Source organism: Leptolinea tardivitalis, assembly GCF_001050275.1.
GTDB classification, from domain to species: domain Bacteria; phylum Chloroflexota; class Anaerolineae; order Anaerolineales; family Anaerolineaceae; genus Leptolinea; species Leptolinea tardivitalis.
In genome coordinates this window covers 226,635-249,784 of record NZ_BBYA01000008.1, presented here as the reverse complement: position 1 = coordinate 249,784, position 23,150 = coordinate 226,635, and the positions used below count along the sequence as shown (strand labels likewise).

Sequence of the window (23,150 nt, the reverse complement as noted above, 5' to 3'; positions counted from 1 at the left end):
TCATTTTATCGGATGGAGGATATGATGAAGAAATGTACTCTCTGGATATTTAGTTTTACATTAGCAGTCTTCACTTTAATATCCTCAACGATTCCGGTATTGGCGGATGGAATCATCATACCCGAACCCCCGATCTGTGATCCGGGCTCCTGTCATCCACCGGTCTTTACTCTTTCAAGCAGTCCTCTGACTGTTATCAATCACACAGTAACTGTCAAAATTTCAGGTCAGTTAGCTGTAACGCATGTTGACCAGATTTTTCGAAATACGTCTTCTTCTACTGTAGAAGGTACCTATGTTTTCCCACTTCCAAAAGATGCGGTTGTTCAGAGCTTCACACTATGGATAGACGGCCAGGCAGTGGAAGGAAAAGTACTTTCAGCAGAAGAAGCCCGTAGAACATACCTGGATATCATCCGTTCCATGCGCGATCCAGCCTTGCTGGAATACACCGATCGAGGAGCCTTGCAGGCGAGGATTTTTCCATTTGCTTCCGGTGAAGAACGCCGGGTGGAATTGGAGTATACCCAGGCATTAACAGCAGATAATGGCCTTGTGAAATATGTTTACCCTTTAAATACCGAAAAATTCTCGGCAGAGCCATTGGAAAAAGTATCAGTTACAGTAGAGATAAATACTCCGAATCCGATTGGAGCAATTTATTCACCCAGCCATTCTGTAGATGTTCATCGAACTGCTCTCAATTCAGCCACAGCCAGTTATGAAGCCGGCAATCTCAAGCCTGATTCAGACTTTACCCTGTATTATTCCTATGGTGATGAAGAGGCCTTGAATCTTTTCACGTATAGAGATGGGCGGGATGTGAATGATCCTGACGGCTTTTTCCTTTTGCTGGCGGCACCCCGCCCTGACAGCGAAACGGAACAGGTAGCCAAGGATATTCTTCTGGTTATCGATCGGTCTGGAAGTATGGATGGAGAGAAAATTCAGCAGGCAAAAACTGCTGCCAGCTATGTGCTGGACCACCTGGGGAAAAACGACCGTTTTCATCTTTCCACCTTCAGCAGCAGTGTGGAGCATTTTACATCAGGTTTATCACCGGCTTCAGAAGCAAGTGAAGCGATTCAATGGCTGAATCGGATAAGTGCTGCCGGAAGCACAGATATCAACCGTGCCTTGCTGGAATCAATCGAAGCATCTGATTCGGAACGACCAACATATCTGCTTTTCCTGACCGATGGCTTGCCAACAGTTGGAGTCAGGGAAAGTCGTCAAATTTTAGAGAATCTTTCAGGGAAAAACCGATCGAATGTTCGTATCTTTTCCTTCGGAGTGGGTTACGATGTGGATACATTTCTACTGGATACCCTTAGTCAGGATCATCATGGCGCCAGCACCTATGTCAAACCCGGAGATGCCCTGGATCAATCACTTTCTGGTTTTTATGAAAAAATCTCCACTCCTGTTTTGACAGACATCCATGTAGAAATTTCAGGAGTAAAAACCTACGATATTTACCCTTCTTCATTACCAGATCTTTTTCAGGGGAGTCAACTTGTGTTGACAGGCCGATACCAAAATGGAGGTTCGGCTGTTATCCATCTCACCGGGAAATCCAATAAAAAAATGCTATCGCATGATTTCAATGTGACATTTACAGAAGAAAGCCCCTCAAATCTTTCCCCCGAGTCCAGTTTGCCCCGGTTATGGGCAACCCGAAAAATCGGAACCTTATTGAATCGCATCCGACTTGATGGGTCTGATAGAGAAACTGTCGATCAGATCGTGAAGTTGAGCATCCGGTATGGCATTGTAACGCCTTACACATCTTACCTGGTGACAGAACCGCTTGCTCTGGGAGCGGTTGAGCAGGAGCGTCTATCGTTAGAAACCTATAATCAAATGAAAACCATGTCGGCTGCACCTTCCTTCGGCGCAGAAGCCGTTAAAAAAGCACAGGAACAGAATGATCTGGCACAATCTCTGTCCGCACCATCTATTATCCAGACCGGCGAACAGACGATAAAAACCGCAGGTACACATACCTTCGTAATTAAGGATGGTGTATGGACGGATACATCCTATGATCCGGAAAAAATGACCACAAGAAAAATTAAATTCCTGTCAGATGAATACCTCAACCTTGCCGACTCACGCCCTGATCTGGCTGCCTGCCTGGCAATAGATGAACATATTCTGGTTGTCGATGGGCAGTATGCAATAGAGATTATCGATTAATTCGTCTGGACCGCCGGGGTTTTCTTGTGAAAATCTTACTCCGCCATTCCTTCAATAACCGGTTCTGCAGAACATATCCGGCTGTTTTGCATTCAGGAATCGAATGACTGTGTTCTCGGCTGTAAAGCTGCTGGTAGAGACCATCATGAAACTGTTTTACCTGCGGCGAACAATCCGGCATTCTTACAGCCAATTCAGTCAAAAGCTCACCGGGAGTTGTGGGAAGATCTGGAATAGTTCGTGAGAACAACGCGATTTTTTCCAACCAGAAATATTGCACAGCCAGATCCGGTAAACCAGAATACCAATCCCATTCAGCCAGCCAAACAGGTATCGGTTTGTGATGTTTTTTCAACCACATCAAAATCATTGAAGACAAACGGGGCGGTTTCTTCCAATTCTGCTTTCGAGAGATCCACCAGATGGTGAACACGATCAAAATGGCAAGAATAATCAGGGTGACCGCGAATATCCAGCGCGATCGAATTAGACGTGGATCGTCCTCTGTCTCATCAAGAGGTTGATCTTCTGGAGAAATCTCGCCCAGGGTAGACCGGCGTTCTTCCGGCGAAAGTTCATTGAGTACATCCCTGCGATTATTTTGCTGCTTTATCGGGTAAGCAATTTCCGGCTGGTTGGGGGTCGGTTCAAATGGCACCCATCCATATTCCGGAAAATAAACTTCAGGCCAGGCATGACCGTTACTTAATCGCACCTGAAACCAGTCGCCCATCGGTTCTCCCTGACTGTACCCTACAGCCAGGCGGGCAGGAATACCGGCAGATCGCAGCAATAACACCTCGGCTGTAGCAAAGTAATTGCAAAATCCCTGTTTTGAATCAAACAGAAACCAGTCAATTGGCTCTTTTCCAAAAGGAACCGGCGATATCTGGCTCTTGTATTCATACCCGGAACGGAGGTAGTTGGTGACTGCCTGCACACGCTGCAGGACAGTATCTCCAACGGCTATCTGGCGGGCTAAATTTTTCACTCGATCCGGAATTGTATCTGGAACTTCAAGGTTCTTTTCATTGATCTGTGAAGGCGTTGAATATGGAACTGCGGTAAGATCATCCCCACTTCCATTGAAGATGGCACTCGTGAGTATGAACAACCGGTCTTTCCCCAGCGGTGTCTGCGGGAATAGAATCCCATCACCGGCAACCTGGCCTGTTCCTGTGGAGGTTTTTAGATGAAATGGAATATCGAGTGTACTCAGCCGGCCATAAAACGGGATGATTGAACCGTCACCCTCCTGCCAGATATATTGAGCTGTCACGCGAGAGTAAGCTGATATTTGTGAAACTGTTTTCAAGTCGAGGGGAAGGCTGTCAGTGTTTTGAATTTCCGGTGCCTGCCATTGCCCCCGGTGATAATCCTCATAAATCCTTACACGCCAGTAAAATCGTGGTACCTGTGAAGAAGCGGAGAGAATTTTTACCTGAAATGCCGGTGCCTGACTCAGGGGAGCCTGGTTGCCCAGTTTCATCCCACCAGGGTAAGCTCCGGTCAGGCTGGTAGTTGATTGAAGGGCGGCGAAATTGTTTTGTAAATTTGTCTGAACGCTCTTCCAGAATTCAGATACCCTCTCATGTTCAGGAGTTCCAGGAGTGAGGGTCAGGATGATGGTCTGAAGATTCCATGAAAACAATACCAGTACAATTGCCACCACTCCAGCCAGGCGAAAAACCGTCTCACCGGCATCTCGTTCGACCATAAAACCTTTTTCATCCCAGGCTTTTTTCTGATACACCCAAAACAACCGGGCAGCCAGCAAAAGCAGACAAAATATCAGGGCAGCACCCGACCATTTTGCCCCATTGGGTGAACCGGAATAAAAATCGATGACCCCAAAGATCCCCGCCGCCATTAGTAATCCCTGCCATGGATTCCACTTCCGTGATAATCCATAACCAGAAAGATAACCGACCAGCCAGAAGAAATAACAACAGAAGATAACAAAGATGATTGAATCCTGGACAACCCTGTGAGCGATCACTTGACCAAAGGCAAGGCTCACTCGTTGTGCCAGAATACCAAAACGAAGAATGAATTCGACATCCGGAGTCATCCTAAAAGTAAACAACCCGAAGGGAAGGATGATGGATAGCAGCAAGAAAATACTATGGGATTCATAATTCTTTAAAGAAGAACGACCAAGGATTAATCCAGCCACCCCGCCAAGCAATGCAAGGAGTTCAACCTGGTCAAGATCGGCAGCCCAACCGGTGGATTGAAGCAAAGCAGCAGGAATCCATAAACAAATAAGGATTAATACGATGGATAGATAATCCCATAATCGGGTGGAATTAGTATGCATGGATTGAGTGTACAATAGGCGTTATTCTGATGAAACCGAGGTTCCCGTTTTAAGCCAATGATACCTCTAGATACCGGACCTAACATCTTTTTCCAGAGTTTAGGCGCAGGATTTCGGCCTATCATGGAATTATTTACTTTCATCGGGACAGAAGGTTTTTATTTCTTCTTTTTCCCGGCAATCTACTGGTGTATTGATTCTACTTTGGGGCTTCGTCTTGGTATTGTTTTGTTCACAACATCCAGTCTGAATGGTCTGTTGAAACTGGCATTTCATCTTCCCCGCCCATATTGGGTAGATCAAAATGTGAAAATTTATTCCACTGAAGCCAGTTTCGGTTTCCCCTCCGGGCATTCGCAGAAAGCAGCTTCTTTCTGGGGAATGCTGGGATACAGCCAGAAGCGATTGATCATTACTATTATTTGTTTATTCATGATACTAATGATCAGCTTATCTCGATTATATCTGGGTGTCCATTATTTAATCGATGTTCTGGGTGCATTGTTTTTCGGTTTTCTTGTTTTGTGGTTAGTCACTCTTGTAGAAAAACCTGTCTGCAAATGGGTAAAGAAGACCAATCCCTGGGTTATTTTTCTGTCTGCTGTCGTATTGGCATTAATCATTCTTTCACTTGGGATATTATTCCAATCCTTCCTATTGGACTGGGAAATTCCGGATAGCTGGATAGCACTTTCCTCAAGAACTGGAAAAACCATCAACCCTGTGAGCCTGGATGATTTATTTTCTTATGTCGGGCTCTGGACTGGTTTTATCACCGGTGTTTGTTTTCTTCTTTCTCAAGAAATCAAACTGGGGAAATACCAGGTTGCAGGAACTCCCAATCAAAAGATTGCTCGCTTTTTTATCGGCATTACCGGACTCATCATTATCTATTCTGGTCTTGGGGTAGTTTTTCCTCAAACTGAAACTGTGACCGGGCTGACACTAAGGCTTCTACGCTTTGGGCTGATGGGCGCATGGATCAGCGGTCTGGCTCCCTGGGTATTTATTCGTCTGGGTTTGTCAACTCCGAAAAAACCTTTGGATGTAGAATCAAGCAAATCGAAAAAATAAAGACAGGAGGATCTGTATGCGGAAAATTTTTGGATTTATGCTCGGCGCCATAACAGGAGGGATGTTAGGGGCCGCAGCTGCCTTACTCCTGACCCCTGTTTCAGGGACTAAACTTCGGATGAAGATAAATGACCGCATCATGGTTCTCCAAAAAGAAATTAATGATGCCCGGATTCAAAAGCGCGCCGAGCTGGAGAATGAACTCCAGGCACTGCGCGCTCCTAAAGCCTGAAAAAAGTATTTTTTTTATTTCGTTAAACTGAATTGATAATGGGCTGCCTGACGAGACGTCCGGGTAGTGCCACTGACTACCAGTACGGCGCCTTTTGAATCTGTGATGGAAACGGGTACAGTTGCCTGATTGCTTTCATCCAGGTTAATAGAAGTGACTTTTGTCGGGGATCCATATTCGATCAGGGAAATCTTATACGATTGCGGCAGTTTGTTTTGAATGCGAACAAATCCTGCCGGTTCCCAACCGCCGTTATCAGACTCAAAATCTGTCTGATAATTCAGGGCAGGGATGGAAATATCATCCAGCATCATTCCCTCGCCATTTACGGCGGCGTCTGTGATGTATTCAAATCGCAATTGGACTTTCTTTCCTGCCAGGAAGGAGAGATCAATGGATTCCTTCTTCCAGCCATTGCTGGAATCATTCCAACCGCATCCGTAGTTATTACCTGATTTGTTGACGGATGTGCAGGAGACAGTAGGAATGATTTTCCACTCTTTGCCATCTTCGCTGTATTCAAGATAGGCAAAATCAAAATCGGTTTCCAGGTCATACCAAATCCAGTAATCCATCTCAATGTTGGATGTTAAAGTGGAAAAATCAAACTCCCTTGTCAGGGTCATATCAGATTCATCGCCCTTGTTTGACCAGAAAGCATATTTTCCAGAATGGGGATTATCCGCCAGAACGCCAATCTCCAGAGCACCCTGAAAATTCAATTTGAAATCACCCTTGCATTTAAACCGGATGTAATCCACACCATACTGTGAAACCGTCCGGTCCAGTATAGAAGTCGGGCAATCAGAATGTGTTTCGGTTACATCTGGCTGCGGTGATTCTGGGTAATTGGAATAAACATACCGTCCATCACCGGCTTTGGGGTCCTTTAATAAGGTAGCCACAACCCAATCGGCAAATACATCATCTGCGGTTATTTGTTCACCGGTTAATTTATCGACGGCGTTGATGTTTTTTAATACCTTATCGATGGCTGGCATCCCGTTTTCAGGTTCAGCTACCAATTGTTTGGTGGCATTTTCTCCAAATCGATCCAAGAAATATGTCAGAAACAGGAATGATTCACCATAATGGGGGGTGGTTAAATCTTGATCATCCGGCCAATCTGTCAATTGTTGATCAGGATTCATGGTGTACAGTTCATCGAATCCACCTGTGTCAAATTTATTTAAAAACTCTGCCAAAACAGAGAAACCTTCATTCATCCATGTATCTTCATTGCGATCCCGGTACCAGTGGATCATGTGTTGAAACTCATGAGCCAGAGTACCCATATCTTCCTCACCAAAATTCAAATTATCAGCGCTCATGAAGAAAGATTCATGACCATTAGAGTCCGGCCTGGCCAGGGGATTTACAGAATCGATGGATGAAAACAACCCGGCAATATTCTTGCCGAGCCCACGGGCATAGATAATATAGAGATGAACGTCACCATCAACTCCCGGTGTCCACTCAGATCCGAAGAATTCGCGATCGGTGGGGTAAATTTTCGTCTCAAAAATCTCAGCCAACTTTTTTACTTTGTCTTTATCATAGTCCACTCCATCCTCGATCCAGAAATAGGCGTGATCGGTGGCGTAGGCGAGTGAGGCGGTAATCTTAAAATTTTCATTTGTGTCTGTATTAAGGGCATTAAACTCTTTGGAATCTCCAATTTGATACTTTTCAACAGGCAGACCGGTTGTTTCTGGAATATCTTTTATTCCCTTTAGACGCATCGCCAGCTCTCTAAGATCATTATTGGGTACGATAGTGGTATCCAGAATGTTGCGCGTTTCCAGGGCATCTTTGTCTACTTTTGTCCCCGGTGCAGGAACCTGCATAGTCGCTTCGACTCTCTGACCTGATGGTTGGGTTTTCTTGAAATCGGTATTATCCATTATTGAATCTAGAGAAATGTCGCCGGCTTCATATAGTTTGTAGAACCCATAACCACCAACAATCCCGCAGCAGCAGAAAAACGCCAACAAAACCCCAATAATGATCCAGATGATTTTATTCGTCATTATTCCCATCCTCCGAAACCGTAAGCGTGTGCGAACCTGGAAAATTTACTATTGATAAAACTAATCCTGCAGATATCCAGAAATAAGGCATGGCAAATGAGTCAATGCTAAAGCCTTCAAAGATTATACCTATTATGATGAATATTCCCCAATAACCGGCCATTTTCTCATGCGGATAAGTGGAATGTCGAAATGACTTGACTTTGATTAGAAAAGAAGAGAGCCAGGAACAATAAAAAGCGAAACCGATAAGACCTGTCTCAGCCAGTAAACGGACCCAAAGATTCTTGATATTCGGCAAATCACCGGATCGATATAAGAGATTTCGCACTTCTATAAGATTCATGCCATATGCAGGTATGGTCTCCGTAAACCATCGTCCGGCATTTCCCAGCCCTACCCCCAAAATGGGATAATGGGAAAATACTTCCCATCCGGCCTGCCAGTAGACCACTCTTTCACCAAATTGCAGAGCGTTTGCATATCGGTTAATATCGTTTAACTGCCAGAAACCTTGCGTAAAAAGATCTGACATACGCGGATCAACCCGACTCATTATATAGGCAGCCAGTATGAAAAAGGACAGATAGATAATCACAAGAAGACATGTGATTGATATGGCAGAGATTATGCGGCGGTTACGGGGAATCTTGAAGCGATGTTGAATCCATTGAACAAGCAGGATATTCCAATGAACAACGAGAAACGCAACCATGCAAAAGAAAGTGATCCATCCAACTCGTGAAAGGGTCAGTATCAGTGTTAATACCCCCATCGCCAGTAAAACCATCTCGATCGAAATCTTTTTAAATAATCTCCACGAGAAAACCGAGTATCCACTGAAAGATGCTGCCAGCCACATGGGCAGATAAAGCATATTCAACATGTGTGCAAGCCATGAAGGTTCAAGAGCGAAACCGGCCGCCCGTTGACGGTACAGCGGACCAAGAGAAAAAACATCCTGAAAATCCCGCATCCAATCAGGGTATCGGCCATTAATGAACCACATTCCAGACTGCATGACAGACCAGATGATCATCACTAATCCGCCCAGATAAATCCAGATCAATGTATTCCTGAGCTGATCAGAAGTCGAGACTCTTGAATAGGCTAGAACAAAATACCCTATTCCAACCAGAAGTGTGATAAATGCCGTAACAGATGTGCGGATCATATCGGCATCTTTATATGAAGGAACATCGAGAAATTGTGCAACTGTCGTCGCAATCAGGCTGACCAAAACAAAGCCGATCAATGGCAGCATTTCACGGGGCAAATTTCCATTTTTGCAGAAATATGGCAAAAACCACGCAGCCATGAGCAAAGCCAGAATAAGAACAGAAGGCCCTGAAATCACATTGATATGCAGCAGGTCACGAATAGACGGCATGCTTGTGATCGGCAATAGAATCAATAAAGCCGCCCAGAGAAAATTTATAATACCTGAATAAGTTCGGCCTGTGACACGCATCGGGGTTGTCAGATTTTATAGGTAAATTCAGCGATTAAAAACGCTGATAGAAGACCTGCCAGACAGCCAGCCAAGATCAGACTGCCGCGGCTATGTTGGATGGGTTTATCTGGTACATCGGCATGTTGTGCCCATAAGAAGTTTAATCCAGGGAAGATACCTTTGGCATCATTTTGCCAATTCTGCAGGTCTTTTCCCGATTTTTCCATCTCTTCCAACAATTCCATTCGATTAGACGCCTGACAAAGCGGTTGACCCGCCAGACCGGAAGTGCTTTGTTGATAACAGGACTCCAGAGACAGGATATACCGATGAAGTGCATCCGCCTTCCAGGATGCCTGACGGGCTTTCTCCAACGCTGATTTAACTTCTTCACTCCATAGGTTAACCAATTGCGCGGCTGTTTCGGCCGTTCCGTTGCGTACTTTTAGATTCCACTGGTCAAATTTTCTTTCTGCGATGAAATTTTTTTGAATCTCATACCCATCTATGACCAATCCCTGTGAAGCGGTTTTTATCTCTACCTGTTTCATTACATCAGTTGACTTGATGAGATCACCGACAATTTCCATTGCCTGATCTTCTTCAATATCTGTCAGGAGGCCGGTACGGGAATAATCAATGCTAAAGGAAAAGATGGAGATAGCTTCATACTCAGGCTTTTGAATCGATGATATTCCCAGGCCGAGTAAACCGCCAACAATAACACCGATAACCACTATCTTCCATCCTTGCTTTACCAGGTTAAGAAAATTAATAATCGAGAAGGTTTGAGATTCTTTCAAAGAGCACCCTAAATGTAGATTATTTTGCCAGAACGAAATTGAAAATCATCAGGTTCTTTGAACATTCTGCGTATGTATTAATCGGGATGATATCAGATAGTTCATTGTTGTTCTCATCAAACAATTGAATGGCTAAAGAATTCGTTGTTGTTACCGGACCATCAGGGAATTCAATCTCGTACCCACCCTCTCCGTATTTCTTTGCGGTTCCGGTAAGCCCGACAAGATCAATTTCTTTACCGTCCATAATTCCAGTCACAACCACCACGACATCAGATTGGGGAACGTTGCCCGGACCAAATACCTGCCCTGCAATCCCCCCCCAACCGCAGGGAGCTTCTGAATGAGCGAAATTCTTGATATATTTGGGAGAACCATTTTGTTTCTTATATAACCAGAGATCCAGCGGTTCTGAAGTCAATGCGGCAAACGGAGCCACAGTTGTGGCCGCGCTTACTGGCGTGTTAATCAGAACGCCAGTCGAGGTAACGGCAGGTTGTTCTATTTCAGTCTCTACAGTAAAAGTATCAGTAGAATCTGAGGAAGCCTCTTCGGTTACATCGTCTGGAACTAGCGGTTCAGGCGTCTCGGTATAAATTGGTGTTTCTGTTGCAGTCGCCGTAGAATCCGGTTCTTCTGTTTCTGTGGGAATCAAAGTAGGCAGTTCTACAGCTGTTGTTGGTTCTTCGTTTAAAGGGCAGGCCTCACCTGACTGATTTTCCGCACAGATCGTAGCCTGCATACATTCCACACACATGGTAGGTGTGGAAGAAAACATTTCTGCCGGAGAAGTGATTACACACGCACAACTAAATAGAATGATCCCTGCCAGTATCAGCAGTTTTTTCAGCATAGAAAAACCCCTCATTTTTGATGTCATAGTCGCATCGATTTTACCCTGAAAATATATCTTCCCTTAAATCTCGCCCATCATATCGGAATTGGAGATCGAGAATCGAATTACTGTGGATACACTATAATCGTTAGTGTTGCACGCAATGTACCAGGAATATGTCATTGTATAATCTTAAAATCAATCTAAATAATAAAAGATTTCAGGGAGAATTGATGTTTTCACTACCACAGCAGGAAGAAAAACGTTTAGAACTCGCGAATACATTCATAATTTTAGCGATTACTTTACTTGGTACATTTCTCCGTTTTCAATACCTACAAAAATCAGATTTTGTAATAAATGATGGTGGTATGTTCTATACTATGATATTGGATTTGGAGAGAAATAATTACCTCCTGCCAATGTTCACTTCATATAATCAAAGTCAGATTCCTTTTGCATATCCACCTCTTTCATTTTATGAGGGTGCGTTCATAAACCAATTTTTACATGTTGACCTGATAACCATCTTCCGATGGTATCCCCTTATTTTTAATATTTTATCGATACCAGCTGTCTATTTCCTTTCCATGGAAATTGTTCGTAAGACGAAACAGGCTATTATATCAACTGGATTTTATGCAATCCTCCTACCTGGATTTGAATGGTTAATTTCTGGAGGTGGGTTGACTAGGTCACCAGCGCATACCTTTTTTATTATTTCATTTACTTTATATCTTGCCTTTTTACGTACACGGGAAAAGAAGCACCTGATATTTTCTATTTTTACCGGCGCATTAATGACGTTGCATCATATTGAATACTGTTGGATGTTAGTATTTAGTTCTGTCTTATTTTCCTTTTACAAATGGAAAATTAAAGAGAATCTAGGTCCTCTTCTCTTGTTCTTTTTTGGTATAGGAATATTAACGGCTCCATATTGGGTTGTAATATTGCTTAAACATGGTCCTGAACCCTTTTTATCGGCATTCTCCGCCGGAGAGTTCAATTTTCTCAGTACATTTGCCAGATTAACTATTTTGGTTTTTACAGAAGAAACATTGATTGCTTTTATCAATGTTCTGGCAATTATAGGTTTGTTATATTGCCTTTTTACTAAAAACTTTATTATAGTAATTTGGCTTGTTCTTATTGGATTTCTGAATCCCAGAAGTGCTAATCGCTCGCTTATTTTTCCTGTTGTTATTCTTGCATCAATAGCAATAGATGAATTGATATGTCCCGCGTTAGATAATTTGAGAACATCTCAGGTTGAAAATTCAGAAAAAAAATCAAAAATAAAACTTTTTACCAAAGCAGACCCAAAACTTTATTCTCATTTGTTTATTCTGTTCGCATTTGGCTTCCCATTCTTTTTGGGATTCATAAATACACTGGGAATACATCCAGTTCTTTCAATGCTTCCGCAACAGGAACTTGAGGCATTGCAATGGATTAGGGATAATACAGATAAAAATGGGGTTTTTGTTGTTCTCAATCCATCCATTGAATGGCACATGGACAAGCTAGGTGAATGGTTCCCTGCTTTGACAAATAGGAAGAGCCTTACTACAATTCAAGGAACTGAATGGTTACCTGATTCGACATTCGAAAAAGAAAAGATAATATATGATGAATTCAAAGAATGTGCCAAAACAGGGGAAACTTGTCTTGCAGAATGGGAATTAAAAAATCACAATAAATTTGATTATCTTGTAGTCTCTCGCGTTAATGGTTCGATGAATTCGCAAGACATTGGTCTTAAGTTTTTTATTAAAACCGTTGAAGAATCAGAAAAATATGATTGTATCTATACAAATGACGTGATTAACATATATAAGAAAAAGGGAAATTGATATTTTTATTATTCTATATTTAGGTTACGGTTTATTTGGAAAATTCATTGATGAGGTATTGAAACCATCTGTTTCTAATCTATGCTTTAATAGAAAATAAACTTGTTGATCATCTAGTTGTTCATCTTGTGAACAATTTTCTTTTGATCCAAATACCAATCCCGTAGTGAATATGTTTTGAGCAAGTGAGAGTTTATACCATTTCTCACAATTTATCAGAGTAATTTCACCGAATTGATAAAATGGGGGAAAGATCTTCCGAGGATCAATAGAATTGATATTATCCTCATAGACGTCCAGGCCAGCAACTGTAAATCCTATTATCGGATTTGTCGATCTAGAACTGGCTAATAGTGATTTTCCAACCATCCATTGTGGTTTCTCAATTCTTAAATAGTCCAATATCGTTGGAGCAATGTCAATATTGGATACATTTTTATAAATCCTACCCTTGTATATTTCACCTGGGAAATGAATCAATAATGGAATTCTCTTCAGCTGATCCCATTTTGAACCATGGTCACTACCTATGATTAAAATCGTATGATCAAGCAGTTGTCTTTTCTGCAATTCGTCAATAACTTTCTTTATATTAGTATCAAATTCCAAAATACTATCATCATAAACATCGTTATTCCAATAATCTTGATTTTGAAGGTCTATTCCAGTAGAAAAAACCTGTCTCGAAATGTGAAAAGTCGGTCCATGAGTACCCAGAAAATGTGTTTCTATAAACCATGGCTTATTATTTGCATCATCAATGACTCTAAATAAATCGTTAATTTTTGTATAGTCTGAGCTTTGATTTTGTATCATTAAATACTCAAAAGGATTGATTGATTCCTTTCCCCCAAAAATATAACCCAATCTATCAAATATTCTGTTCCATAATTCTTCAATAAAGAAAAAATAATTATCTGGTAAATAACAACTAATAAAATGAAAAAAAGGATTCTCTGTAAGAGATTTTCGGTTATTTACAACAGTAAAACCTTTTAACATATTTAATTCATATGCATCAGCATAATACCGCATACTCAATTGCGCAGAATAATATCCATATTCTTGTAATATCGCAGGCATATTTTGATAAGAATCTAATCCTCGTAATATATCAGGTGGATGTAATACTTTAGTAGTGGATGGATATTTGCCAGTAAGCATTGAAACTATGGAACCAGTAGTATTTCCCGCATTAGAAAAAGCATTTTCAAAAACAAGAGATGATGAAGCCAATTGATCTATTGTTGGGGTTGTTTTTCTCCCATAACCATACAATGACATATTTTCCGAATCTAAACCATCAGCAGTGATCCAAAGAATATTTGGATAGGTCACAGCAGTATTCGTAGTTCTCGGATAATGCAATTTTTCATATGGGAAATCGGTAAAATTATCAAAAAAGATCAATGCCATTATTAAGATTATTATTGCAATAAGGGCAGGAGCAAATATCTTTTTTAAAATTAATTTATTTTTAGAAATATGCAATATAAATCTTTCAATATATGAATAACTTAAGAGAACAAAACCCAAAAATAGAACGGCATAAGTGAAAACGAGGATACCCCTTGCAGTAATGATTCCAATTCTGAAAAGTGTGTAAGTAAAATTATCAAATAATAACAATAGGGTAGCACTAATTAAAAAAGTTGGGATTGTATAAACAATATAGAATTGTATTTTTTTTCTTGACTTAATATAAGGAAGTATTTTTACCCCTAATAAGACCAACAAAGAAAACAAGAACAAACATATACATAACAAGCATGATATAAACAACAATATTTCAATCTTTTCTAGAAACAAGGATTTATCAAAAAAGGATGGTTTTGTAATATAGAATAACCATTCAGATAAAACATATAAAAAGGAAGAGGCAAATATTGTTATAAAAAGCTCATTCCATTTAATAATAAAATTGGGGGAGATTCTCTTTTGATTCATTTGCAAATAAGATATGTATGGTTCCAATTTCAAAGAATAATCATTAATATTCCTCTTACTGATTTTAATGCCATTAGATTCATAAAGCATTTACCCATGCTATTAATGGCATAAAAAAATCGGGGTTATTTTTGTAAAATCCTATCATTTTACTCATCATCCAGCAGCCGCAGTAAATATTGTCCATACTGATTCGCGCTGACCTTCTCCGCCTGCCTCCTCAGCCCTTCACGGTCAATATATCCCATGCGGTAAGCAATTTCTTCCGGGCATGAAATCATCCAACCCTGACGTTCTTCCACCACCTGTACGAAATTGGCAGCCTGCAATAATGATTCCTGTGTGCCGGCATCAAGCCAGGCAATGCCTCGACCCAGCACCTCGACCCGCAATTGGTTCGCATCGAGGTATTTTTGAATCAGATCGGTTATTTCCAATTCACCCCGTTTTGAAGGCTTCTGGTTTTCCACCTTCTGGCATACTGTTTCGTCAAAAAAGTAGATTCCTGGAACGGCAAAATTCGAGCGGGGATTTTTCGGTTTTTCTTCTATGCTAATCACCCGCCCGGTAGAATCATCAAATTCGACCACACCATAGCGTTCAGGGTCACGCACCGGGTAGGCAAAGATGACAGCGCCATCATTGTTTTTTGCCGCCGATTGTAATTTTTCCACCAGTCCGGAACCATAAATAATATTATCTCCCAGAATCAATGCCACCGGTTCACAACCAACAAAATCACGGCCAAGAATAAATGCATCCGCCAGTCCACGCGGAGATGGCTGCTCGGCATAGTCAAAGTGCATACCCCATTGCGATCCATCCCCCAACAGGCGCTGAAATGCATCCATGCTTTCCGGCGCGGCGATAATCAACACATCGCGGATTCCGGCAAGCATCAGCGTTGAAAGCGGATAGTACACCATAGGTTTATCATACACAGGCAGCAATTGTTTGCTGATCGCCATAGTAAGCGGATAAAGACGGGTTCCATACCCGCCGGCCAAAATAATCCCTTTCATTTATTATTGCCTCCCCTGCCAGTATAGTTCCTTTGCATCCAATCCTGGTAATTGGTTTTCCCTGTAATCCCTTCAACCCAGGTCAGATTATCCAGATACCACTGGACAGTTTTTCGCAAGCCTGTCTCTAGTGTGAAACGGGGAGACCAACCCAGTAACTGATGGATCTTATGGCTGTCCATGTCATACCGCCGGTCATGACCAGGTCGGTCTGCAACGTATGTGATCAACGATTCAAATGGCTTATAGGGAGAATCCAGAACCAATTCATCCAGCAATTGACAAATTGTCTTTACAATCGCGAGATTCGTAGGTTGGTTATCACCGCCGATGTTATATGTTTCTCCCGGCTTCCCCTGCAGAATGATTTTTTCAATGGCTTCACAGTGATCTTCCACATAAAGCCAATCACGGATCTGTTGGCCATCTCCGTAGACAGGAATACTTTTTCCACTCAACGCATTTAAAATAACCACGGGCATCAATTTTTCAGGGAATTGATACGGACCATAATTATTGGAACAATTTGAGATGGTAACCGGCAAACCATACGTGTGGCCATACGCCCTCACCAGGTGATCGCTCGCAGCTTTGGATGCAGCATAAGGCGAATTAGGTGCGTAGGGAGAATCTTCCGTCCAGGCTGGTTCACCTTTTTTCAAGCTTCCGAATACTTCGTCAGTAGATATGTGGTGAAACCGTGTTTCTCTGGCTGGTTTTTCTGGATTGTTTAACCAGTAATCACGGGCTGCTTCCAATAATGTTGCCGTTCCATTGACATTTGTGATCACAAACTGCATCGGACCAAGGATAGAGCGGTCAACATGGGTTTCGGCGGCAAAATGCACAATTGTGGTAATTTTATTATCTAGAAGTGCTTCATCTACCTGTTTCCGATCGCAAATATCACCTCGAATGAAATGATATCGGTCGTTATTCCTTATGTCAGATAGATTTTCAAGATTACCCGCGTATGTCAGAAGATCAAAATTAAAAACATTAATATCTTCACGAGATTTAAGGATATGGTGGATAAAATTCGATCCAATAAAACCGGCGCCGCCGGTTACCAGCCAGTTAACCATTCCGCCTCCGACCGTCAAATTTATCTGGGTTTGATTATAGTAGATTTTTACAACCAACCTTTCACAGCTTTCTGCACATCATGAAAATTAATGTATAATAATATACAGGCAGACCTTAAACTTTTTTCTGTGGATATTTTCACAGATTGCCTTCTACTTTGAAACGTTTTGAGTATTTCAGAATCATCCCTCCCGGAATGGGAGTAGAAGTTGGCAGCAAAGCAGTTAATAGACAGGGTTTTATTATTTCCGCGATGCATTCTTTGCAGCCCTGTATTTACAGAAGTGTGTGACAGGTTTCGTAAGATAACTGTTATATACACTGTATCGTAGCAACCTTCCAACCTGCTCATCAAATCACCGGGGGTTTGGCAAACACAGGCAAGTTAGCCTGTTGATGCTCGTATCTGATTACCCATATCTGTTTCTAAGCAAAGGTGGCCGGCCCATAGCGAGACCAGGTATTCATCTATGCCGCAAATAACCGACCTGAAAATTCAAAAACATAACCCGAACCGTCTCAACATTTACCTTGACGGTGAATTTGCATTTGGGGTTGAACGATTAGTTGGAGCCTGGTTATCCATCGGTGATGAAATTGACCCGGCGAAAATTGAAGCCTTATTACGTAAAGATGAACTGGAAAAAGCCTACCTGCGTGCCCTGCGGCTTCTCAATATCCGCCCCAGAACGGCTTTTGAAATTTCAAGCCGGTTAGCAAAAGCTGGATATGGAGAAAAAATCATCGAACCGGTGATGGCCCGGTTGCAGGAAGCCGGTTTAATCAATGATCAGGTATTTGCCCATACCTGGGTCGAAAACCGATGCACATTTCGTCCCAGATCAAAACGAGTTCTGGTATTGGAATTGCATCAAAAAGGTGTGGCTGACAGTGAAATTCAGTCGGCAGTCTGTGATCTTGACGAGACATCTCTGGCCTTACAAACGGCGCAGAAATATGTTTCACGATGCAAAGACATGCCGTTTGATGAGTTCCGTAAAAAAATGTTTGGATACCTCTCCCGACGCGGTTTTAATTTTGAAACCGTTACAGAGGCAATCAACCATACCTGGCAAATAATGCAGGTTGAAGCGGAGACTTTAACATAACCATATGAACATTAAGAGGAAACTATGAATATTCCGGGGAGCTTTATACCAATCCTGATAATTGGGGATCTCGTCTTACTGGCTGTAATTGTCTTCATCGTTACACGAATTATTGCCAGCAATTTCAAAAAAGAACAGCAATATAAAGCTGATGGAATTATCGCCGCAGCCAATGAAAAATCAAACGCAATTGAGCTGGAAGCCCGCGATAAAGCTCTGAAAGTTTTACAACAAGCCGAAGCAGAAGCTGCCCGCATCCGGGCTGAACATGCCTCTGAAGAGGAACGACTTCAACGCCGCCGTGCAGACCTGGATAACCGGGTTGAACGATTGGAACAGCGCGAGCAGGCTTTGAATAAACGTCAAAGCATGTTAGACCGCCGTGCCAATGAAGTGGAAAAAATGTACACCCAACAAATGGAAGAACTTCAAAACATCGCTAAGATGACTCAGGATGAAGCTCGTGCCCAATTGCTGGCAGAAACTGAAAAAGATTCTCGAAATGATATGGCTCGAATCATTCGGCAGATTGAAGCGGAAGCCCGTGCCGAAGGTGAAAAACGGGCCCGCGAACTGATTGCCGATGCCATCCAGCGTGTTGCATCAGACCATGTGGCCGAGGTGACTTCATCCATCGTCACCCTTCCCAATGAAGAGATGAAAGGTCGTATCGTTGGACGAAACGGCCGAAACATTCGGGCGTTTGAACAGGCTGCCGGGGTGGATGTCATAGTTGATGACACTCCCGAATCAGTCACCGTTTCGTGTTTTGATGCTGTTCGTCGTGAAATTGCCCGGCGTGCGCTGGCCCGTCTGATTTTGGATGGCCGCATCCATCCCGCTCATATCGAAAAGGTTCTGAGTGATGAGCAGCGTCTGGTTGATAAAGATATCGAAGAAGCTGGTGAACAGGCTGCCTACGATGCCGGTGTGGCCGGCCTTCATCCTGAAGTCACCCGTATGCTGGGCCGTTTGAAATACCGCACTTCATATGGCCAGAACCAGCTTGCCCATGCAGTAGAAGTCTCTAAATTGGCTGCCGTAATTGCGGCTGAATTACGGGCTAATGTAGAAGTTGCCAAAGCCGGTGGTCTGCTGCATGACCTTGGCAAAGCTATGGACCATAATACAGAGGGGACTCATGCCATGATTGGCGCTGAATTTGCCAAACGATACGGTGTGAATGCCCGGGTTGTAAACAGCATTGCATCACATCATCACGAGACAGAACAAGATTCTGTCGAAGCCGTAATTGTTGAAGCAGCAGATGCCATCAGCGGCGCACGCCCTGGTGCCCGCCGTGAAGACCTGGAACAATACATAAAACGGTTGCGAGCTCTCGAAGAAGTCGCCAATTCATTCAAAGGTGTCTCTCAGAGTTATGCCATTCAGGCAGGTCGTGAAGTACGTATTATTGTCCGCCCGGAAGAAATTGATGACCTGGCCAGCACCCGCCTGGCAAAAGATATCGCCAAACAGATTGAAGAGACCATGCAGTACCCCGGTCAAATCAAGGTTACTGTCATCCGCGAAACCCGCGCTACTGAATTCGCGAAATAACTATCAACAAGTCAACATAGAGAGACAGCTAAATTTTCTGGCTGTCTCTCTTTTTTTTAATTCAATTCAGATACGGGTTATATTCCACTTCATCATCAATGGTTGTAGGCTCTCCGTGGCCAGAAAGAAGGATTGTCTCCCCGGGCAAAGGTAATACTACGTTATAAATGCTGCGCAGTAATTCGTCTGAATCAGCGCCAGTCAGGTCGGTTCTTCCCACACTTTGCCGGAAGATCAAATCTCCGGTGAACAGCATTGATATTTCTTCTGCATAGAAGATAACATGCCCGGGACTATGTCCGGGGGTATGCCACACTGTAATTTTCGATTCACCAAGTTGAAGGATTTGTCCATCGGTAAGGTAATCCGTCGGGTTTGGCATATCGGGTAAGGGGAAACCAAATTGTCTGGCCAGTCCGCCATCGGCAAACATCGCCAGGTCAGCTTTATGCAGGTATAGGGGAGCTTGTCGTCTAAGTATTTCAATAATTGCCGGAGTTCCCACAAAATGGTCAAAATGACCGTGTGTCAACCAAAAACCGGTCAAATTTAAGTCATTGGATAATACAGATTCAGCCACTCGCCCGGCATCAAAACTGGGATCAATCACCGCGGCATCGCGGGTATCTTCATCCCACAGCAAATAGGAATTATTATCAATCGGTCCTAGAATGAAAGTCTCAATCTTCAGGCTCATGCGATCACGTACATTTCTCTCGGCAAATCTGAAAGTGATCTAGACCCACCTTCTGTCACAACCACATCATCTTCGATCCGAACACCATATTTACCCGGCAGGTAGATGCCAGGTTCAACGGTATACACCATACCGGTGTGCAGTAAGTTTTTATTCTCTGCAAACATATACGGTGTCTCGTGAGCTTCCATGCCGAGACCGTGACCGGTTCTATGGGTAAAGTAAACACCAAAACCATCCTTTTCAATTTCTGCACGTGCAGCCCGATCCACATCTCCGGCTTGAATTCCGGGTTTTCCGGAAGCTCGACCAGCAGTATTGGCCCGCAAAACACTGGCTGCAATGGCTTTTTGTTCGGCGTTTGGTTCTCCCATTACCAGTGTTCGAGTGAGGTCTGATGCATAGCCCTGATAACTGGCACCCCAATCCACAACAACCAGATCGCCTTTCTGAAGCTCTCGCTCTGATGGTGCGGCATGCGGGTTGGCACTGTTTGGCCCGCTTGAAAAGATTGCTTGAAAAGGTAATTCCGGGTCTGAACCAAATTTAAGCATCAGTGTAGTTAATTCATTAGCCAGCATGCGTTCTGTTCTTCCAACTCGTATTTGTGGGAGAAGTGCCTGGAATGCCTTTTGGGCAATATCCACGGCTTTTTCCATCAGATGGATTTCTGATTCATCTTTTTTCAGGCGAAGCGTCTCAAAAATTTCACTTCCATCGAGATATCGGGCTGATGGAGCGCAGGCCTTTAGGTACTCCAGTTCAAGGAAACGAATCCGTGTAGGTTCTACAGCCAGGTTCTTTCCATCCAATCCTAATTCTTTAGCGGCAGAGTGGAATGCCTCGATTCGATCAGCAGGATTATCTCCAAAGAAAAAAGCAGAAGACTCAAAAGGTAATTCAGCAAGTTTAGCTTTTTCCAATTCTGGAAGAATCAACACAGGTCTTTTATGAGGAAGATAAATAAATACTACAGGCCGCTCCATCAAATGAAAAGAGAGACCTGTCAGATATGTCAGTGAAGCACCAGGATTTAAAACAACCCCGTCAAAACCGTTATCTGCAATGGAGTTGGATAGATTTTCTAATCTTAAGATTGACATGAACATTGCCTCTCGAAGTTGAACTTATTCTTTTTTGGTTTTTTCTCGTAAGATATCGATGCGTGCTTTTACCAATTCAGGCAAGGCATCCATCGGATAGAACGGGCCTGATCCCTGGACTTTAAATGAAGCGGATACAGATCCCATTAATGCAGCTTCCAACGGATCATACTTCAATCGCAAACCAGCTAAAAAACCACCGCAAAAAGCATCACCTGCACCTGTCGGATCAACAGGTTGAATCGGGTAAGCCGGTATTGTCCAGAAGGAATGCGAAACGTGTTCATATAATAAAACACCCTTGTCACCACGTTTTATCACCACAAACTCGCAACCGTAGCCAGCCAGAGTTTCGGCAATATCATGCAAGTCTCGGGTTTTCCCTTCAAACAGAGAATACACGTCTTCCTCCGAAGGGAGGAAAGCTGTAATCCCTGCAACCACCTGTGGTATGTCATCAAAGAAAGTCTTGTTCATGTATCCGGGAGCAGGATCAATAGTTATCGTTTGTATCTGCCCCTGACGCAAGATACCTGGCATGAGAGAGTGGGTTAAAAAGTCAGATGGACAGAAGTGGATGGCAGTGGCATCCAGATATTCCGTTGGAACATCAGCCGGTCTTAATGTCAATGGACCCGGACGATTTCGAGAATCAAGTTGGATTTCGCGCGGTGTATATCCAAGCAATTCATGTGGAAGGGGTGCCTGCAATTTGAGAAAAACCGAAACCGGAGCGCTGCGATCCCGGGCCCCTGTTTGATCATAAGCGACAAAAAACCGCTGATCTATGGGTTCGGCAATTGTTCGAATCCCCTGGATATCAAAATTTCTTTCTTCCAGTTGTTTAAGCCATTCATCTGGATAATCTGATCCCACGGCTCCCAGAATACCTATGGAAGAATCCCACAGTCCAAGGCCTCCAGCCGCATACAAGGCACTTCCACCAGGCTGATCCACCCTGTATCGTCCGTCGGCTGTGACAATGGTTGAACGGTCAAGCAGTCCGGCCAGCAAATATCGTAATACTGGTTGACTTTTATCATTTTTTCTTTTCATATGGTTGGATTTTTATAACAAATTTTATCCGGCATTTCAGGCCGGCAAAATATAATCCATTCCTGATTCTTGCGAATCAGGCGTTTTGTTTGTTAGTGCGATGTAATATCCGCCAGCATTCGTAAAACACCCAGAACTCCCATTCCGATTTTTACTCCTTCTCCGGCAGAGAGTTTAGGCGTGGTTTCATTTTTCTCCGCCCGCTGCATGATGAGAATGGCAGCGAGCAATCCGGTGACAGCCCCAACAGTTGTTCCAATTATCAATGTTTTTGTTTTCCAATTCATGAGGAAGTCCTTTAACCGGGAAGTTTATCTTCCATTTATCCCAGAAATAAGATACGAAGAGTCAACCAGAAGCGTTTTATTGATGCCCTGACAGAATGAATAATAATTACTGGTCTGGTGGATCTATTAGCCAAGACAAGTGTTTTCTGAGCAAGAATGCGGGCATACATCTGAACAATGGAAGCATAATCAGGAAGTGTTTCGGTTATTTTGGTAACACCTAAAATGAGACCGATGAGTAAAAAAAGGAGCAGGGTGCCAATGACAAAAAAGGGGAGTATTAACCAGATCGCGGCAACATGCCCCCACCGCACACTGGCATCAGTTCCAGTTTGCAACGAAAGCGCTGAAAGCAGTCCTAAAGCCAGCATGATCATCACACCAATGATAACCGGAATCAAGATCTGCCAGATTACCTCTCGTCTATGTTGATCAAGAAAGTACTGCCGACTCTTTTTCTCATCCATATATAAATTCTAGC

General features: G+C 43.0%; 19 protein-coding genes. 6 read left to right on the top strand and 13 right to left on the bottom strand.

The genetic code is table 11. The features are described 5' to 3' along the window. Positions 1 to 21: 21 nt before the first annotated feature. Positions 22 to 2,199 (top strand): VIT domain-containing protein, encoded by a 2,178-nt coding sequence (locus LTAR_RS05190; RefSeq protein WP_158423393.1) that lies wholly within the window; start codon positions 22 to 24, stop codon positions 2,197 to 2,199. Here the strand turns inward: LTAR_RS05190 and LTAR_RS05185 are convergent. Next, positions 2,189 to 4,519, bottom strand: a complete 2,331-nt coding sequence (locus tag LTAR_RS05185; protein WP_062421097.1) for a transglutaminase TgpA family protein — start codon at positions 4,517 to 4,519, stop codon at positions 2,189 to 2,191. The two genes, LTAR_RS05190 and LTAR_RS05185, sit on opposite strands and share 11 nt — an antisense overlap. A gap of 123 nt (positions 4,520 to 4,642) precedes the next feature. Here LTAR_RS05185 and LTAR_RS05180 point away from each other — a divergent pair, with 123 nt between their 5' ends. Together LTAR_RS05180 and LTAR_RS05175 are read left to right on the top strand one after the other, a co-directional pair. Further along, positions 4,643 to 5,593, top strand: a complete 951-nt coding sequence (locus LTAR_RS05180; protein WP_062421096.1) for a phosphatase PAP2 family protein — start codon at positions 4,643 to 4,645, stop codon at positions 5,591 to 5,593. Positions 5,594 to 5,609: 16 nt separating this feature from the next. Then, positions 5,610 to 5,825 carry a YtxH domain-containing protein gene (locus LTAR_RS05175; protein WP_062421095.1) on the top strand — a complete coding sequence of 72 codons (216 nt, stop codon included), beginning with the start codon at positions 5,610 to 5,612 and terminating at the stop codon, positions 5,823 to 5,825. 14 nt (positions 5,826 to 5,839) lie between these two features. Here the strand turns inward: LTAR_RS05175 and LTAR_RS05170 are convergent, their stop codons facing one another. From LTAR_RS05170 to LTAR_RS05155, 4 genes are all read right to left on the bottom strand, one after another. Beyond that, positions 5,840 to 7,855: a M6 family metallopeptidase gene (locus LTAR_RS05170; RefSeq protein WP_062421094.1), complete on the bottom strand. Its 2,016-nt coding sequence runs from the start codon at positions 7,853 to 7,855 to the stop codon at positions 5,840 to 5,842. Next, positions 7,845 to 9,245: an O-antigen ligase family protein gene (locus tag LTAR_RS05165; RefSeq protein WP_158423392.1), complete on the bottom strand. Its 1,401-nt coding sequence runs from the start codon at positions 9,243 to 9,245 to the stop codon at positions 7,845 to 7,847. The genes LTAR_RS05170 and LTAR_RS05165 overlap by 11 nt, the downstream gene beginning before the upstream one ends. A gap of 89 nt (positions 9,246 to 9,334) precedes the next feature. Continuing rightward, a complete protein-coding gene (locus LTAR_RS05160; RefSeq protein ID WP_139044414.1) occupies positions 9,335 to 10,111 on the bottom strand; it encodes a hypothetical protein in 777 nt (258 codons plus the stop codon). A 19-nt stretch (positions 10,112 to 10,130) separates the two neighbouring features. Then, on the bottom strand, positions 10,131 to 10,964 hold the full coding sequence (locus LTAR_RS05155; RefSeq protein ID WP_062531921.1) for a hypothetical protein: 834 nt from the start codon (positions 10,962 to 10,964) through the stop codon (positions 10,131 to 10,133). A 215-nt stretch (positions 10,965 to 11,179) separates the two neighbouring features. Here LTAR_RS05155 and LTAR_RS05150 point away from each other — a divergent pair, with 215 nt between their 5' ends. Continuing rightward, complete coding sequence (locus LTAR_RS05150; protein ID WP_062421090.1) at positions 11,180 to 12,802, top strand: 6-pyruvoyl-tetrahydropterin synthase-related protein; 1,623 nt, start codon at positions 11,180 to 11,182, stop codon at positions 12,800 to 12,802. A gap of 24 nt (positions 12,803 to 12,826) precedes the next feature. On the opposite strand, the gene LTAR_RS05145 is transcribed toward LTAR_RS05150, so the two are convergent. The 3 genes from LTAR_RS05145 to rfbB are packed head-to-tail and all read right to left on the bottom strand — an operon-like array spanning position 12,827 to position 16,856. After that, positions 12,827 to 14,839, bottom strand: coding sequence for a sulfatase (locus LTAR_RS05145; RefSeq protein WP_062421089.1), 2,013 nt, complete (start codon positions 14,837 to 14,839; stop codon positions 12,827 to 12,829). A gap of 59 nt (positions 14,840 to 14,898) precedes the next feature. Continuing rightward, the gene (gene rfbA, locus LTAR_RS05140) at positions 14,899 to 15,771 is read right to left on the bottom strand and encodes a glucose-1-phosphate thymidylyltransferase RfbA (RefSeq protein WP_062421088.1); all 873 of its coding nucleotides are present in this window, start codon (positions 15,769 to 15,771) and stop codon (positions 14,899 to 14,901) included. Further along, entirely contained in the window at positions 15,768 to 16,856 is a 1,089-nt protein-coding gene (gene rfbB / locus LTAR_RS05135) for a dTDP-glucose 4,6-dehydratase (RefSeq protein WP_062421087.1), read from the bottom strand. Before rfbB ends, rfbA begins: the two co-directional genes overlap by 4 nt. A gap of 471 nt (positions 16,857 to 17,327) precedes the next feature. Here rfbB and LTAR_RS05130 point away from each other — a divergent pair, with 471 nt between their 5' ends. Both LTAR_RS05130 and rny read left to right on the top strand, forming a co-directional pair. Further along, positions 17,328 to 17,966, top strand: a complete 639-nt coding sequence (locus tag LTAR_RS05130; protein WP_062421086.1) for a regulatory protein RecX — start codon at positions 17,328 to 17,330, stop codon at positions 17,964 to 17,966. 24 nt (positions 17,967 to 17,990) lie between these two features. Further along, on the top strand, positions 17,991 to 19,526 hold the full coding sequence (rny, locus tag LTAR_RS05125) for a ribonuclease Y (protein ID WP_081419819.1): 1,536 nt from the start codon (positions 17,991 to 17,993) through the stop codon (positions 19,524 to 19,526). 61 nt (positions 19,527 to 19,587) lie between these two features. Here rny and LTAR_RS05120 read toward each other — a convergent pair whose 3' ends face one another. The 5 genes from LTAR_RS05120 to LTAR_RS05100 all read right to left on the bottom strand — a co-directional run bounded on the left by LTAR_RS05120 (position 19,588) and on the right by LTAR_RS05100 (position 23,136). Beyond that, the gene (locus tag LTAR_RS05120; protein ID WP_062421085.1) at positions 19,588 to 20,223 is read right to left on the bottom strand and encodes an MBL fold metallo-hydrolase; all 636 of its coding nucleotides are present in this window, start codon (positions 20,221 to 20,223) and stop codon (positions 19,588 to 19,590) included. Then, positions 20,220 to 21,326 (bottom strand): M24 family metallopeptidase, encoded by a 1,107-nt coding sequence (locus LTAR_RS05115; protein ID WP_062421503.1) that lies wholly within the window; start codon positions 21,324 to 21,326, stop codon positions 20,220 to 20,222. Before LTAR_RS05115 ends, LTAR_RS05120 begins: the two co-directional genes overlap by 4 nt. A 24-nt stretch (positions 21,327 to 21,350) precedes the next feature. Beyond that, positions 21,351 to 22,382, bottom strand: a complete 1,032-nt coding sequence (locus tag LTAR_RS05110; protein WP_062421084.1) for a carbohydrate kinase family protein — start codon at positions 22,380 to 22,382, stop codon at positions 21,351 to 21,353. A 92-nt stretch (positions 22,383 to 22,474) separates the two neighbouring features. Continuing rightward, positions 22,475 to 22,669, bottom strand: a complete 195-nt coding sequence (locus LTAR_RS05105; protein WP_062421083.1) for a hypothetical protein — start codon at positions 22,667 to 22,669, stop codon at positions 22,475 to 22,477. 35 nt (positions 22,670 to 22,704) lie between these two features. Then, a complete protein-coding gene (locus tag LTAR_RS05100) occupies positions 22,705 to 23,136 on the bottom strand; it encodes a hypothetical protein (RefSeq protein ID WP_062421082.1) in 432 nt (143 codons plus the stop codon). Positions 23,137 to 23,150 lie beyond the last annotated feature (14 nt).

Excerpts from the sequence above, each read along its gene's own strand:
- LTAR_RS05190 (WP_158423393.1), top strand. The coding sequence starts at position 22 with ATGATGAAGAAATGTACTCTCTGGATATTTAGTTTTACATTAGCAGTC.
- LTAR_RS05185 (WP_062421097.1), bottom strand. The coding sequence starts at position 4,519 with ATGCATACTAATTCCACCCGATTATGGGATTATCTATCCATCGTATTA.
- LTAR_RS05180 (WP_062421096.1), top strand. The coding sequence starts at position 4,643 with ATGGAATTATTTACTTTCATCGGGACAGAAGGTTTTTATTTCTTCTTT.
- LTAR_RS05175 (WP_062421095.1), top strand. The coding sequence starts at position 5,610 with ATGCGGAAAATTTTTGGATTTATGCTCGGCGCCATAACAGGAGGGATG.
- LTAR_RS05170 (WP_062421094.1), bottom strand. The coding sequence starts at position 7,855 with ATGACGAATAAAATCATCTGGATCATTATTGGGGTTTTGTTGGCGTTT.
- LTAR_RS05165 (WP_158423392.1), bottom strand. The coding sequence starts at position 9,245 with ATGCCGTCTATTCGTGACCTGCTGCATATCAATGTGATTTCAGGGCCT.
- LTAR_RS05155 (WP_062531921.1), bottom strand. The coding sequence starts at position 10,964 with ATGCTGAAAAAACTGCTGATACTGGCAGGGATCATTCTATTTAGTTGT.
- LTAR_RS05150 (WP_062421090.1), top strand. The coding sequence starts at position 11,180 with ATGTTTTCACTACCACAGCAGGAAGAAAAACGTTTAGAACTCGCGAAT.
- LTAR_RS05145 (WP_062421089.1), bottom strand. The coding sequence starts at position 14,839 with ATGCTTTATGAATCTAATGGCATTAAAATCAGTAAGAGGAATATTAAT.
- rfbA (WP_062421088.1), bottom strand. The coding sequence starts at position 15,771 with ATGAAAGGGATTATTTTGGCCGGCGGGTATGGAACCCGTCTTTATCCG.
- rfbB (WP_062421087.1), bottom strand. The coding sequence starts at position 16,856 with ATGGTTAACTGGCTGGTAACCGGCGGCGCCGGTTTTATTGGATCGAAT.
- LTAR_RS05130 (WP_062421086.1), top strand. The coding sequence starts at position 17,328 with ATGCCGCAAATAACCGACCTGAAAATTCAAAAACATAACCCGAACCGT.
- rny (WP_081419819.1), top strand. The coding sequence starts at position 17,991 with ATGAATATTCCGGGGAGCTTTATACCAATCCTGATAATTGGGGATCTC.
- LTAR_RS05120 (WP_062421085.1), bottom strand. The coding sequence starts at position 20,223 with ATGAGCCTGAAGATTGAGACTTTCATTCTAGGACCGATTGATAATAAT.
- LTAR_RS05115 (WP_062421503.1), bottom strand. The coding sequence starts at position 21,326 with ATGTCAATCTTAAGATTAGAAAATCTATCCAACTCCATTGCAGATAAC.
- LTAR_RS05110 (WP_062421084.1), bottom strand. The coding sequence starts at position 22,382 with ATGAAAAGAAAAAATGATAAAAGTCAACCAGTATTACGATATTTGCTG.
- LTAR_RS05105 (WP_062421083.1), bottom strand. The coding sequence starts at position 22,669 with ATGAATTGGAAAACAAAAACATTGATAATTGGAACAACTGTTGGGGCT.
- LTAR_RS05100 (WP_062421082.1), bottom strand. The coding sequence starts at position 23,136 with ATGGATGAGAAAAAGAGTCGGCAGTACTTTCTTGATCAACATAGACGA.